The organism is Micromonospora sp. CNZ296 (genome assembly GCF_007827635.1).
The window spans coordinates 1-13,951 of record NZ_VISW01000025.1; the positions used below are offsets into that span (position 1 = coordinate 1).

Here is a 13,951-nt window from a genome sequence, read left to right on the forward strand (position 1 = left end):
TCCGGCATCGCCAACCTCCACAACATCATCCTCGCCGGCTGACCACCGGCCCCATCCCACGCAACGCCTTCACCCAGTTACGAGACGTCCCTTAGGCGGCACCAAGAACGCTGATCTGCTCTGTACGTACGCCGGTCGCACGCGGCTGGTCGAGGTGAAGGGTGTCAGTGGCAGCGCTCCGGAGCGCGCCTACCAGGATCTCGTTCGTCACCTTCGGGAGTGGGAGAAGCTAGCAGGTGTCACTCCAGTGGTGGGCGGCGCCCTGATCCTGGGTCACCAGCTCCGGGTCGCCCCGCAGGAACGGAGTCGGCAGCCATACGGCCGCCCCGAGTTCCTGGCCGCTCAGGCCGAACCGGTGATCACGACGCTAGATCTCTTCGATGCCTGGCGTGAGGAGGACGCCGAGGAGATTCGTCGGCTGCTGTTCGTTCCTGCGGCGGAGAAGCTGGTTCAGCCTCTGACCGGTGACGCGCAGCCGGTGCCCGCGGCGGGGCAGGATGGCTTAGGAGCTGGCTGGCGTCGTTGGTTCCGGCGAGGTTGAGGACGGCTTGGTGCGTCCGCCTTGACAACATTTGCGATATGCCCCTCTCGTCCCTGGTACATCTGACTTCAGCCTGACGAGCGCGGATCAGGCAGGCCGAAAATGGCTTCCTGGGCCGCTTGGGCGAGGGTGGCTTGGGTGGTGGCGGGTGGTCCGAGCCTGTTCCAGTGGAAGATCACGTGCAATGCGATTACTGCCCGTAGGCCACGGGCGAGAGTGCCTCTTTCTCGTTGGTGATTTAGGGCTGCGCCGACGTTCTTGAATGCGGCATGCCAATCGCCGGTGGTGCGAGGCGTGCCGAGCAGCAGGCGCCGAACGTCTGCGTGAAGCTCTCCCAAGCAGGGGCATTGGTTGCGGACGCCTGGTTGCGGCGTGCTGCGCGGTGCTCGACGACTTGTGCCATACGTGGGACTGTAAGACGTTCGTTTGACAGACCCCTGCCAGGGGACCGCAGGCCAGAAAGGCGGGCGCCTGATCCAGGCGATAGTGGCTGATCTTGGCTTCGGCTTGGTGTTGGCGTCGGAAGATGGACCAGCACCCCTTTACCTACGTAGTGGGCTACTTCCCGATCCCCCGCCACTCAAATGCCTACAACGCAACTCATGCCGCCGAGGCCGCCCGGCAGGGCAAGTTCGAGCCGATGTACGAGAGGCTGTGCGACCCCGCACGGTCTGGCCCGCCAGCAGCAGCCGCAGACCACAGTCTTCGAGAGCAACGCCGAGGAACTGGGCTGGACATGACCCGCCACAAGGCCTGACGTCGCTGAGCGCTGGAGAGTGAAGCTCCACGACTTGGCATCCGTCTCACCTGCGCTCGTCACGGAACATCGACTAAGCTCGCTACGCTTTACGCTCGGCTGCTATTGACCAGAAACGACGTCGCCGCTGCCTGGGGCATCAGTCGCAGTCTCTACGCCCTCGTGGAGCAGGGCAAGCGAGCCGCCGGCGCATCCGAAACGGACGCACTCGCCGCGGCTCTGCACGCCCCGGTAAACCAGATCCACCGGGCGATGCCGCCGGCGTGACTGCTTGTCCTGCAGGCGCCGCACCGCAGGACGATTCCCGGGGGCGGCCGGGCTGTGATTCCCTTCAGTGTGGCTTTCACCAAGCGCAAGGTTTCTGCATCGGTGCCGGCATCTCCGGAGGCGCTTTACCCAACCCTCCCTCACGGACCAGATGCTCCACGTGAGCTGTGGTCCAGGCAGGCCGACATCCTGAGGGCTTACCACCCGCTACACGTGTCTCAGGGCGACGTCGCGCTCGAGCTCCCGACCGGAGCCGGCAAGACGCTCGTCGGCAGCCTGATCGCCGATTGGCGCCGGCGCGCGTACGGGGAACGGGTGGCCTTCCTGGCCCCCACCCAGCAACTGGCGCGCCAGGCCGCCACCCAGGCCCGGATCTACGGCATCCCGGTCGCGGACCTGGTCGGGCCTAACCGGAAGTGGAGTCCGGCCGACCAGGCGAGCTTCACCCAGGGCCAGGCCGTCGGGTTCGCCACGTACAGCGCGGTGTTCAACGCGAACCCGCACGTCAACGCGCAAATGCTGGTCCTCGACGATGCGCATGCCGCTGAGGGATTCGTCGCCGGAAACTGGAGCGTGGAAATCACCCGCGGCTCCTTGGCGTTCGATCTGGTGCTAGCCATGCTCGAGCGGGCCGGCGCCATCTCGCCGATCCTGGCACGCCGGATCCGGCACGAGGATCAGGAGGCTGCCGGTCCCGCCCCGGTCTACGTTGCCGGGGTCGCTGAGCTCGCGGCGGCCGCCGACGACCTAGAGCGCGCGCTGGACCAGGCCGTCGCGCAGGGCGCGCTGCCTGACAAGGCGAAGTTCCCGATCGCGATGCTGCGTGGCCAGTACGCCGCGTGCCTGGTCTACGTCAGCCGTCGACAGATCCTGATCCGCCCGCTGGTAGCCCCGACCAGCTACCACGAGGCGTTTACCGCCGCCAAACAGCGGGTCTACATGTCCGCGACCCTCGGCGACGGAGGCGAACTCGAACGCGCTTTCGGACGACGGAAGATTACCCGTATCCCGGTGCCGACAGGTTGGGAACGGCAAGGCACCGGCCGGCGGTTCTTCTGCTTCCCCGATCTGGTCACCGGCCTCGACGCTGAGGTGAGCCGCGATGCATTCACCGGCCAGGTGCTGACCGCGTTCGGCAAGGGCGTGCTGATCGCGCCGAACAACCGCGCGATGGAGAAGGCGCTGGCCGCAATTGTTCCCGCAGGTACGCCGATCCTGCGGGCGGACCAGTTCGCCGAGGCTCCCGACGGCTTCGCCAAGGCTCCGGTGGGACTGCTGGCCCTGGCCAACCGCTATGACGGCATCGACCTGCCCGACGAGACCTGCCGTTTGGTCATCCTGGCAGGTCTGCCTGCGGGTGCCCACCTGCAGGAGCGTTTCCTGCACGAAAGCCTCAGCGCGACGGTGGTCCTCAGCGAGCGGATCCGAACTAGGCTCACCCAGGGCGCGGGGAGGGCGACCCGCAACAGCGCCGACTACGCCGCCGTTCTCGCACTCGGCAAGGACCTCTGGGAGTTCGTGGCCCGCAAGGAGGTGCAGGCCACGATGCACCCCGAACTGCGAGCAGAGATCGTCTTCGGGCTGGACTACTCGACCGGGATCTCCCCGACTGAGGCGGCGGAGAACCTGGCGCACTTCCTGGCGCAGGACGCCGAGTGGCACGAAGCGGAGGAAGGCATTCGCGCCGATCGCGATGCCGCGCCACGAGCCGCCGGGCCGGGTACCGCCGAACTCACGGCCGCTGTAGAGCACGAGGTCGCCGCGATCGACGCCGCCTGGCAGGGTGACTGGCCGCGCGCTGTCGAGCAGGCGAAGAAGGTTGTCGAGGCTGTCGCCGGTGGGCAACAAATCCGTCGATACCAGGCCCTGTGGCATTACTTGCTCGCCAGCTGGGCGGTCATCGCCGGGCGGCGCGACAACCGCGAGCACTGGCTTTCCCTGGCGCAAACCCATTTCGACGCTGCGCGTGCCGCTGCCCATGGAACGAAGTGGTTGTCCGAGCTCACCACCGACGCCGCCAGCTTGGTCAATCCGGCCCCGCCAGACCTGAGCCCGGTCGACCTCGAGGTGGTACTGCAGATCGCCATCAACCCGATGCGAGCGGGCCGGACTAACCAGTTCACCAAACAGGTCCAGACAATCCGGAACGGGCTAGCCCAGACCAAGGCCCCACCGTACGAAGCAGCCCTAGTTGCACTCGGCGAGCTCGCCGGTGCCAGAGTCCTGAAGCGCACCGGTGGCGACGCCGAACCCGATGCCGTCTGGCTTTTTGGTGACGAACTCTGGGTCGCGTGGGAGGCGAAGTCCGACGCCAATCCGGACGGCCAGCTCAAGGCCACTCGCGTCCGTGAGGCGGGCGGCCACCTCAACTTCGCCGCAGCTCAGCAGGGCGTTGCGGCCCCGCTCGGATCGGTCACCCTGATCGTCACACCGCAGAACGCGCTGCATCCGGCGGCCGTACAGGTGTCCGACGCCGAGACCTATCTCGTCACGCCGGGACGGGTTCTCGACCTTGCGGGGCGGCTGATCGAGGCGTGGGAAGCGATTCGGACACAGACCGCGGGGTTTCAGCCCGTCGACGCGGAGCAGGTTGTCGCGGAACTGCTGCGGGCCCGACGCGCCCTCCCCTCGCAGTGGTTGTCCGACTGTACCGAGCGAGCCGTCTCCGACGGTTGATCCGGACGACGGGGTAAGGCACGGTGGGGGGTCGGGACGGCGGGCAGCACCTCGCCAGACAGGGCGGTCGATGGATCCTCCGTTCGAGTTGTTCGGTGCGCTGGCGCCGGGTGCCAGCGGGCGTACCGGACGCGGCCGTCGCCGACTTTCGGCACCGGCAGCGCGTCGTCGAGTGGCACGTACTGGCCGCAGCTCACGGGGATGGTCAACGTCGGAGTTGGGGCTGCCTTGTAGCTGCGGATGTCGATGCCATCCGGCGGACGGGTGACGTGGTCGCACCGTCTGTCTGTTGTGGTTGGTCGTAGGGCGGGCAGGCTGCCGTGCTTGTGTTGATCGATGAAATTGTGGGCTGGCGAGCGGGTCTGGATGATCTGCTGGCGCGGTTCGCGCACCGGTTTGGCGTGCGGAACCTCGCCGGCCGGCGCTGGCCTACCTGGTCGGGTTGCTGTCGCCGTTGGCGAGCAAGAACGGCTGGACCCTCGCCGAGGCCGCCAGCGACACCACGCCGAATCGGATGCAGCGGCTACTCAACCGGTCCTCGTGGGATCCGGACGCGGTTCGCGACGACTTGTTCGCTTACGTGTCCGAGCACCTCGGCCATGACGACGGGGTGTTGATCGTCGACGAGACAGGGTTCCTGAAGAAGGGGATCAAGTCGGCCGGGGTGCAGCGTCAGTACTCCGGCACGGCCGGACGGACGGAGAACTGCCAGCTCGGGGTGTTCCTCGCCTACGCCAGCCCTGTGGGACGCACGCTGATCGACCGGGAGTTGAATCTGCCCAGCCGCTGGTGCGACGATCTCGCCCGCCGCGAGGAAGCTGGCATTGAGGCGGGCGTCGGCTTCGCCACGAAGCCTGCGCTGGGGCTGCGGATGGCCGAGCGCGCTGTCGCGGCGGGACTGCCGGCGCGCTGGATGACCGCGGAATGAGGCCTACGGGCAGGACTCGAAGTTCCGGACGTGGTTGCAGCAGCAGCACATCGGCTACGTCCTGGCCGTGCCCCGCAACCAGCGGATCCCGACCACGGCCGGCAACTCCCGTCCGGACGTCCTCGCCGCCGCCGCGCCGGCTCTGGCTTGGAAGCGCCACAGCTGCGGCGACGGCGCCAAAGGGCCACGGCTCTACGACTGGGCCGTGGCCTCTCTGCCCGGCACCGCCGACGGATACGGGCATTGGCTGTTGATCCGCCGCAGCATCACCGACCCCACCGACCTGGCCTACTACCTGTGCTTCGGCCCCGCAGGCACGCAGGACGAGGACCTCATCCGCATCGCGGGGACCCGGTGGGCGGTCGAGGAGTGCTTCCAGACCGCCAAGACCGAGGTCGGTCTGGACCACTACCAGGTCCGCCGGTATAACGCCTGGTACCGGCACATAACGCTGCAATTAGGGGAGCCATCCTGAAATGCCTAGCGAACCCTCCTTTGAGCGAAGTTGGTCAGGAGTTCGGGGATCGAGGCGACGGCGGAGGGCACAATCCCTGGTAGGGGCGATGAGGACGTCGGTGACGCCGTCGCCGGTCGCGCCGACGACGAGGTGCCGAAGCACCACTCGCAGCGCTCGCGCAGCGCATGCAGCTTCTACCTGCTCAACAACCCGGACCGGGTCGGCTGCAGACCCTGCACGACAGGCTGAGGTGCTTGTCGGTCAGTGAACGTGGTCGCCGAGGACGGCACCGCCCACGTGGTGAAGCTGTCCAAGCGGCTGCCCACCCGCACGGCGCGCGTCGCCACGGCCGGGGCGGTGCGCCGCACCGACGTGGCGGTCAACGGCCACGGCAACCAGCTTGTGAAGCGCTGATCGCCAGCACGCCAGCGTTACGCGTTACGCGTTACGCAGAGCCTGCTTGGCGAACCTCACGCGAGCCTCGATCTGCGTCCACAAGGTCTCCACGGTGGCCGTCGGGATCGGCTCGTCGTACCCGACGGTCTGGTCGGCATTGACCCAAGTGACGATCATCCAGCCGGCGTCGTAGACCTTCTGCGAGATGAATCGCTCGATGGCGGTCGCGTACTGGGTCGCATAGGTCATGTTTTGGAACGCGGGGTCGATCGCCGGCACGCGCAACTGCCTCGGTGGAACTGGCTTGATCGGTACGCCGCTCTCGCAGTCGCGGTTGAACGTGATGCACCAGGCGGACCAGACCCCGAGCGTGCCGAAGGCCTTGGTCATCTCCTGGACGGTCTTGGCGTCGACGGAGCTGCCGATGGCCTCCTCGATGCGGTTGTTCGCGTTGTTGCCCGGGCTCGACGCCTGCGACTTCAGCTCGACGACGCCTACCAGGTGGCCCTTGTGCATCGCCACGACGTCCCAGTTCTTCGACCGGCGGAAGTAGCCGGGGACGACGCTGTCGATGGTCACCTCGTTCTCGGGGAGCCCTGCGTCGATGAACATCTGGCGGACGAACGCCGCGATGCTCTGCATGTGCCTGGCGTCGCGGGCCTGGGCCCCGGTGTTCAACTTTCCGTCGGCGGCCAGCTTGGCGACGGCGGCGTTCTTCGCCTTCCACCAGTTCTCCAGCAGCGGCTGTACATCACGGGCCATGGGTCAGAGTCCTTCGGTGAGCTCGAAGCTGGAGAGGTCGATGTCGTAGGCCCTGGCTGCGGCCTCCGTGGCCGCAAGGACGTCCCGCCTGCGGAATGCGTCACGGAGCGCGTTGGCGATGTCACCAGGGATCGCCTCGGGTGCCGGCACGCGGATTTGCTTGAGGTACTGCGCCTGGAACCGGAGGGTTCCCCCGCGCATCCGCACGCAGTAGGCCTCGATGAACGCCTGCGCGACCCTGGAGAGTAGCAACCCTCCGAGTACCTCCATGTCCCAAGTGTCGGAGACGACGTAGTAGAGGTTGTGGTGCGGGTAGTAGCCGCCGGTTTCCAGGACGGGATGGATATTGGTCTTCATGTCCTGGATCAGTAGCTTCGGCCTGTCCGTAACCGTGGCGTTCACCTTGTCGATGGTCCGGTACCAGGAGCCCGGTGCCTTCTTGGCGACGAAGCGGTCCTTCAGGCCCGGGTGCTTCCCTAGGTACGCCGCCATCCGGGGGTAGTCGGCGAGGTCGACCAGGCGGCCGTCGGCGTCCCACGGGTTCACCAGGTAGTTGCCCTGCCACGCGAACGAGCCAGTTTTCAGGTCCTGTCGCATCGCGAGCGGGAGCATCCGATCCGGCTCGACGGCGTCGTGATCCTTGGTGACGTACGCCTTGTCCGCGCCGGTCGCGATCCCGATAGCCACCCTGGTGCCGGTGGCCGGGTCATGGAGCGGGCCGAACTGGTCGTTGAGCAGCTCGATCAGGGCGAGTCTGGCCGGGGATCCGGTCGGCCAGAGCGATCCGCCGTTGAACCAGTGCGGCAGTCGGTGCGCCTTGACACCGACGTCGAGAAAGTCGTGGAACGAACTGTCCGAGGCGGCCTTCGCGAGTGCGAACGCCTGCGCCGCTCCGAAATCCGCGGTCGTGTCCGCAACGACCGCAGGGCCCTGCGGCCTGTTCGCGAGGACGGTGATCGCCGGGTAGGCGGATACCTGGGCCTCGAACGCATCGACGTCGTGCATCGTCCAGATGTGCTCGACCGAGTAGCGCGCCGCGACAAGCTCACGCAGCGCAGCACCGTACTGGTTGCGCATCCACCTGTCGGCGCAGATGAAGCCGAGTCGGCCCTCCGGCTTGAGCATGGCGAGACAGCGTTCGATGAAACCAACGTAGATGTCCCCACGGCCGCGCATCGTGGACCAGGTCCGGCGGTACGCGGCGGCGGTCACGTCGTCGAGGTCGTCGTAGCGGATGTAGGGCGGGTTGCCGATGGCGACATCGGCCTCGCGGTCTCCCACATCGTCGAGCAGGAAGTCAGTGTTCCGGACCCAGGTCGCGGCCAGCGACGTCGCGGTCGGCTGTGCTGCGCCCGCGGCAACGAGGAGATCCCGGCACAGAGCCCGCGACGTACGAACGTGCTCGGGCTGCAGGTCGTAGGCACGGATCGCATCAGCCAGGGTCGCGAGGTCTCGCCCGTGGGAGCTCGCGGAGGCGATCAGACGCTCGACGGCGGGCCCGAGAAATGCCCCTGAGCCACAGGACGGTTCAATGAGGTAGAGGCCGCCGAGGTCGCGATCAGCCGTGTAGCCCGTAAGGTCGAGCAGCACGTCGACGACCCATCGCCTGGTGAACACCTCGCCGTAACTCACTGGGAAGACCGCGTCGCGCTCCAGAAACACCTGCTCGACTACGCTCACTGTCTTCCTCTGCTCGCCCGATTCGTCACTTCAGCTCGTATACGAGCAATGATCTCAGGTTACCCAGAGGGGTTGACATCGATGGGGAGGCCATCCGTGTCGGAGTTCGTCGTGTCCCGCAGCGTGATCCGCAACGGCTGCGGATCACACCCGGATGCGGTGCGGAAGCCGGACGGCTTGCTGTCACGCATCCGCCTCGAGCGACGCGGCCTCCTCGTCAAGGCGGTACAGCAGGCTGCAGGCGAACATGAGTCCCTGGACCGCATGGTGGCGGTAGGGCCCGGCGGTGACGACGACATGCCCGCCGGGCCGCAACAGAGCCCGGCAGCCGGCAAGGATTGCGGTGAACCCGTCGGTGAGTTGGCCTTGGCTGCGGTAGGCGAGGTTGTCCACGCCGCCGTACTTGTGGTTGATCTTGCAGACCTTGCCGCGTCTCGGGCCAGGGGTACGGCCGTGGCCGTGGGTGGATGATCCGTAGGGCGGTGAGGTGATCAGAAGGGAGACCTGATCGTGCAGGCTGGCCGGCAGCGCAGTCGAGTCCCCGTGGTAGATCTCGCCCCGGCCCGGCGCCCCGGTCTGGACGGTGTGGCGGATGTTGTCGGCGCCTTGGCGACCCATTCGGCTTCGTACTCGACGCCGACGCCGTGACGACCGAGGCGCATGGCTTCGATGACGGTGGTGCCGATGCCGGCCATGGGTCAAGGACAACGTCACCGGGATTGGTGTAGGTGCGGATGGCGTATCGGGGGGATGGTCGGCAGCATTTTGCGGGGTGGGTCAACGACTCGGGGGTGTATCGGCCGCGTCGCAGGTCGAGGCCGCCGGCCCATGGCGGCCAGGTAGGCGTTGCTCTTGGCGTTTGACGTGCGCAGGTGCGAATCACCCGGACAGAGACAGACGCCCTCCCGCACGCGACCCGTGGGGGGTGCTCCGAGTGCTCATGGCGTCTCACCGGACGATGCTGCCGATCCCACTTCCAGCATCTTCGCCCAGCCGCGCGCGGCGGCGTCCTGAAGGAGTGGATTGCGAGGCTTCGGCTCGCCGAGATGGGCGGCGTGCGCGGAAGCCACCCCGTTTGCGTCGATGCCGTTAGGGCCCCAGTCGGTCAGGGCGCGGAGCAGACCCGCCGGGTCACCTACCAGGGCGGCTGATACTGCGAATTCCAGTTCGCTCAAGGACAGGATGACGGTTGGGTAGCCGGAGTCCGGCAGCAAGGAGCGGAACATCGGGCTGTTGAGCATGTAGTGCGGCTCCGCTGTGACGACTATGCCGCGGATCTCGGCGCCCGGGTCGATCCCTCGGAAGGCTGGATGCCCGGCCTTGATGAGGTCCGCCGTGGCTTTGATCTGTCGCTTCATCGCTTCTCCGACGTCTTTCTCGACGTCAGCGAGGTACCCATCCATGTCGAGCCTGCCGGGGTGGGCCACGCGGGCCGACTTGACCTCCACGATGATCGTGAGGCCGGGGTATCCGATCACGTAGTCGGAGGCGCGCTGGCCCTTCTTGTACTCGACGTCGTGCAGGAGGACGGGCGGGTTGATCAGGTCGAGCTGCTCGCCGACATAGGCCTCCGTGACCTTGCCTAGGTCCCGGGTGAACTTGTTCTTCCACTTGTCCCAGCCGACGTAGTACAGCGAACCCGGGCTGACCCGCTGCGCAACCAGGTGCACGCACGGGGCCAAGTTGGTGCCGTCGGGCATGCGGACGAACGGCGTCCCCAGCAAAGGGTTCGGGTCGAATCGCCGCAGATGCGGATCAGGGTTGCGTTTCGCTGCCGCCTGGGCACGCACATCGCCGAAGTCGGCCACGAACACCCGGTCAAATACCTCTACAACCTCGGCGGGGACCATGTCGTACGCGTCAAACACCGGTGCGAAGTGCGGCATCGACAGCCAGTCCGGCTCGAATCGTCCACCATTACACAGAGCGCCGACCAGGATGAAGAACGCCGAGCGCATGAACCTCTCCAGCGGAGCGCCCAGGACCTCCTGCCACGCGGCGACGGAGAGTACCTCGCAGTTCAGCGAGGAGTAGTCCCGGTCGAACAGGAGCAGGATGCGCGACAGATCCTCGAAGCGGGAATGAGCGAAGGGGAACTGCTCGAACACCGTGCGGACCATCAACGACTCCACGGCATCAGGCTGGCCAGCCGCGTTGAGGAAGGGGTCGTGCATCTCGTGGTACGTGTTTCGGAGCCGCAGAAGGTCCTTGCGGGTCACCCTCTGCTGCCGGAACTCGTTGCCATAAGCGATGTTCTCCCGAGCTGCCGCCGCGATGATCCACGCCTGGATCACCTCGTCCGTACGCGGACGGTAGACGCTGCTGCCGCGGAGTTGCTGGATCGATGCCTCCGCCAGCACAGGCAGCATGACCGACGGCGCGACGCGCCGAGAGGCGGCGACGAAGTCCGCGTAGCGCGTGCTCGGAACGGAAGGCATGGCGTCCATGATGCGGAAAGCGGCGAGACATCTCAAACAGTGCGGGCGGCCTGGTAGTGGTTAGGGCCTCCATGGGCGTCCAGCGGTTGCGTTTGGCGAGGCGACGCAGAGCCCGCCCGACGAGCAGCGGGCCACCGACGACGCCAGCGCGGCCGAGGTGCGTGACGAGATCACAGCCTCGGCAGTGGATCGACGCCGATGAGAGTCCGGGCGCGGGTGGCGTTGTCGTAGGTCCACTGCTCGTGGCAGATCAGGTTCCCACCGCCGGGCACATGCAGCCCGCAGGGCTCGCCGACTTGGTAAAGCGCCCGGCGGCGCAGTCGCTGCCACTCCGACCGTGGCAGCACGTCTCGCAGGTTGCGGCCCCACAGCGGCCGTGGAACAAGCTTCACCCGCAGCCGGGCCGGCTCACCGCCGCGGTGTGACTCACCCCCACGATGCCTGATCATCGCCCAACCCGACCAGGGCCAGCCGTCGGAGGAGACGGTGGGCGACCGGCTGGACAACGACACCCGTGGTCGACCGGGTACGCCGCCGTGACGCCGCTGGCGGGGATCTACGAGCATGTTGCTGGGCCGGCAAGGAGTGCCGCGTTTCCCGAGGTTAGGGTCGCGAGCCGGTTGGTGCTGCTCCCAATCTGCTCCCAATTTAAGGGACAACAACGCGAAAGCCCGTTACCGGTGGTTCCGGCGACGGGCTCGCTACCTGCAACTATTTACGGTGGGCGATACTGGGATCGAACCAGTGACCTCTTCGGTGTGAACGTAGTCGTCTACTCGGCCGGAACCCGGACGACGAAGCCTCGTCATCGCCGAGTCGTAGAGGCGCATCCTTGCCTTCCCACGGCACAGTGCCTGGTGAGTGTCGGTCGTTGGTCTCGCCGTGGAGGCTGCTGTACGCAGAGGTGGCCCTTGCTGTTGGTGGTGACAGGGGACCGGCCCCTGCCACCACCTGACATCAGGTCACGCTGGTCGTGGGGTCGGCTCCTCACCCTGCGGTTTGTGGCTGCTGAGCATGCGAACGGTGGTACTGGGCTTCACCGGTGACTCGGCTGGCCCTTTCAGGAATGGGTTGATGTAGACCGGGCGGCGAAGCGATCGGCCTGGGCCGTGGGCTTGGTTGCGCCAGTGGCCGGAAACCCAGAACCGGCTACTCTGACGCCGGCCGTGCTCCCCCGGCGTCGTCTCTGCTGCGTCGCTCGGGCTGCGGCGCCCGCGGATCCGCACGATGCGCACCTCTGGTTGGTCCCGCTTCGTACGGGCATAGGCCTTGGCGATGGTTTTGTCGACTCTCGCGACGTCGACCTCTGCGGCCTTCTGAGTGATCAGCAGCCATGTAGCGAACAGGGCGGCTGCGGGGTGGTCGGCATCGATCAGATGTTGCTCGGTGAGGTGAGCGGCCGTCATGGGTACGAGCCAGCCGATTTGCTCCCGGAGCCGTTGCAGGGGTTTGCCGTCGAGTCCGGCTCCGATGGCGCGGTAGAGGACCACCTGCCAGCCGTCGTTGGCCAAGGTCCAGGAGGCGGCGGTGATCTGGTGTTGGGTCACGGGCCGCGACCAGGTGATGAGTACGTTTGCCGGCGGGCCGAGGTCGTGGCCGATGGTGAGGGCGGTGAGCTGGGTGGCGGCGTGTTCGGCGAGGTCGGTGAAGTCGTCGTCGATCCAGTAGAGGCGCGACTGGTCGAGTCCGTCAGCGATCTGGCCGCGCGCTCCGGTGAGCCCGAGCGCAGCGGGCACGTCGTCGTTGCCTCGGTAGAGGTGGGTGAGCCGGTCACGCACCTTGGGCAGGTCCTTCGCTGCGATGGATGCCGCTGGCCAGGGGGTTGTGGTGAGGAGCGTGCGGTCGGGGAGGCGGGCTTCGAGGAATGCCAGGTGCAGTTCCTGGATGCGCCCTCGTACTTCCGGGTTGGTGCCGACGTCGAGGGCTTGGACGGCTCGGTCGACGACCAGGTCTGGGCGGCCGTCGTCGATGTGGGTTTGGCAGGTGGCGCATGCTGCCCACGTCTCGCCGAAGTTCTGCACGAGGGTGGCGGTGGAGCCGATGGCGACGGCGGTGACGTTTGCGCCGTGCAGCGTCCAGATCGGGTAGGGGTCGCCGCAGAAGTCGCAGGTCCGGCGGACGGTGGCGAGTTGGCTGACCGGGACGGGCACGGGTGCGTGTCCGTCGGTGGCGAGGTGGACCGGGTGGACGTGGGTGGGTGGTGTGCCGAGGGTGTTGAGCGGGACCAGGCAGGTGCGGCAGGCCATCTCTTCGGGTGGGGCGGTCATGCTGGGGCTCCGTCGATCGGGCGTCGGCGCTCGCGCAGGCGTGGTCCGCGGCGGTGGGGCGCGGGTGGCATGGTCATGCCTGGCTGGTAGGTGGCGTGACGGATCCGCTCGTTGCGCTTGGCGTGGTACATGGCGACGTCGGCCCGGTGGAGCGCGACGTCGGTGAGCGGGTCGGTGGCTTCGACGATGGCCAGGCCGATGCTGGCGGTGACGGAGTGCTCGTCGGCACCGAGGGCGACGGGCTCGGCGATGATCGTCGCGAGCGCGTCGGCGATGCGGTCCGGGTCGCCAGCGTGGGTGGGTAGGAGGACGGCGTATTCGTCGCCGGCGAGCCGTGCGGCGGCACCGCCGTAGAGTTCGGCAAGGTCGGTTATGCGCTCGCCGATGGCCGTGAGCAGGTCGTCGCCGAGGTCGTGGCCGTGGGTGTCGTTGACGGTTTTGAAGTCGTCGAGGTCGATCAGGGCGACGGTGATCGGCTGAGCGAGGGCTGGTTCGGCGAGGGCGGCGTGGGCGGCGTGGAGGCCGGCGCGGTTGAGCATGCCGGTGAGCGGGTCGTAGAGCATCGAGCGGTGGGTGTCGGCGAGCTGGTGGCGTAGGCGGTGGATGGTCGGCCAGTCGGTGAGCCGGCCCAGGGTGTAGGCCACCACAGCGGTGGCGATCATGAGCAGTGGTCGGGACACTGGGGTCCTCCCTTGTTGGAGAACCCGGGACGCGGTCGTTTCCAGGCGGCGCGTCCCGGGTCTTGATACGACGACGGCCCGCCTGCGGCGGGCCGGTTTTGG

Annotated in this window: 10 protein-coding genes and 2 pseudogenes; 5 read left to right on the top strand and 7 right to left on the bottom strand. The window is 67.2% G+C overall.

Going from position 1 to position 13,951, the window contains the following annotated elements:
• Nucleotides 1-250: 250 nt before the first annotated feature.
• The 5 genes and pseudogenes from FB455_RS29895 to FB455_RS34460 all read left to right on the top strand — a co-directional run bounded on the left by FB455_RS29895 (nucleotide 251) and on the right by FB455_RS34460 (nucleotide 6,040).
• On the top strand, nucleotides 251-541 hold the full coding sequence (locus tag FB455_RS29895) for a hypothetical protein (RefSeq protein WP_145755566.1): 291 nt from the start codon (nucleotides 251-253) through the stop codon (nucleotides 539-541).
• A 1,237-nt stretch (nucleotides 542-1,778) separates the two neighbouring features.
• Nucleotides 1,779-4,241, top strand: coding sequence for a DEAD/DEAH box helicase (locus FB455_RS29915; RefSeq protein WP_145755567.1), 2,463 nt, complete (start codon nucleotides 1,779-1,781; stop codon nucleotides 4,239-4,241).
• A 442-nt stretch (nucleotides 4,242-4,683) separates the two neighbouring features.
• On the top strand, nucleotides 4,684-5,169 hold the full coding sequence (locus FB455_RS34945; RefSeq protein ID WP_486481614.1) for an IS701 family transposase: 486 nt from the start codon (nucleotides 4,684-4,686) through the stop codon (nucleotides 5,167-5,169).
• A 10-nt stretch (nucleotides 5,170-5,179) separates the two neighbouring features.
• Nucleotides 5,180-5,644 (top strand): annotated as a pseudogene (locus FB455_RS34950) (IS701 family transposase); the annotation flags it as partial.
• Between the two features lie 246 nt (nucleotides 5,645-5,890).
• Nucleotides 5,891-6,040 carry a hypothetical protein gene (locus tag FB455_RS34460; RefSeq protein ID WP_186466469.1) on the top strand — a complete coding sequence of 50 codons (150 nt, stop codon included), beginning with the start codon at nucleotides 5,891-5,893 and terminating at the stop codon, nucleotides 6,038-6,040.
• A 24-nt stretch (nucleotides 6,041-6,064) separates the two neighbouring features.
• Here FB455_RS34460 and FB455_RS29925 read toward each other — a convergent pair whose 3' ends face one another.
• The 7 genes and pseudogenes from FB455_RS29925 to FB455_RS29950 form a co-directional block, all read right to left on the bottom strand.
• Nucleotides 6,065-6,784 (bottom strand): PaeR7I family type II restriction endonuclease, encoded by a 720-nt coding sequence (locus FB455_RS29925; protein WP_145755568.1) that lies wholly within the window; start codon nucleotides 6,782-6,784, stop codon nucleotides 6,065-6,067.
• A 3-nt stretch (nucleotides 6,785-6,787) separates the two neighbouring features.
• Nucleotides 6,788-8,464: an Eco57I restriction-modification methylase domain-containing protein gene (locus FB455_RS29930; protein ID WP_145755569.1), complete on the bottom strand. Its 1,677-nt coding sequence runs from the start codon at nucleotides 8,462-8,464 to the stop codon at nucleotides 6,788-6,790.
• 231 nt (nucleotides 8,465-8,695) lie between these two features.
• Nucleotides 8,696-9,278: pseudogene (locus tag FB455_RS34955) on the bottom strand (TRM11 family SAM-dependent methyltransferase); the annotation flags it as partial.
• 124 nt (nucleotides 9,279-9,402) lie between these two features.
• Nucleotides 9,403-10,902 carry a hypothetical protein gene (locus tag FB455_RS29940; RefSeq protein WP_145755570.1) on the bottom strand — a complete coding sequence of 500 codons (1,500 nt, stop codon included), beginning with the start codon at nucleotides 10,900-10,902 and terminating at the stop codon, nucleotides 9,403-9,405.
• A 170-nt stretch (nucleotides 10,903-11,072) separates the two neighbouring features.
• Nucleotides 11,073-11,249, bottom strand: a complete 177-nt coding sequence (locus tag FB455_RS34465) for a hypothetical protein (RefSeq protein ID WP_186466470.1) — start codon at nucleotides 11,247-11,249, stop codon at nucleotides 11,073-11,075.
• A gap of 615 nt (nucleotides 11,250-11,864) precedes the next feature.
• The gene (locus tag FB455_RS29945; protein WP_145755571.1) at nucleotides 11,865-13,169 is read right to left on the bottom strand and encodes an AcrVA2 family anti-CRISPR protein; all 1,305 of its coding nucleotides are present in this window, start codon (nucleotides 13,167-13,169) and stop codon (nucleotides 11,865-11,867) included.
• Nucleotides 13,166-13,849, bottom strand: a complete 684-nt coding sequence (locus tag FB455_RS29950; RefSeq protein WP_145755572.1) for a GGDEF domain-containing protein — start codon at nucleotides 13,847-13,849, stop codon at nucleotides 13,166-13,168. The genes FB455_RS29945 and FB455_RS29950 overlap by 4 nt, the downstream gene beginning before the upstream one ends.
• Between the last annotated feature and the right edge of the window lie 102 nt (nucleotides 13,850-13,951).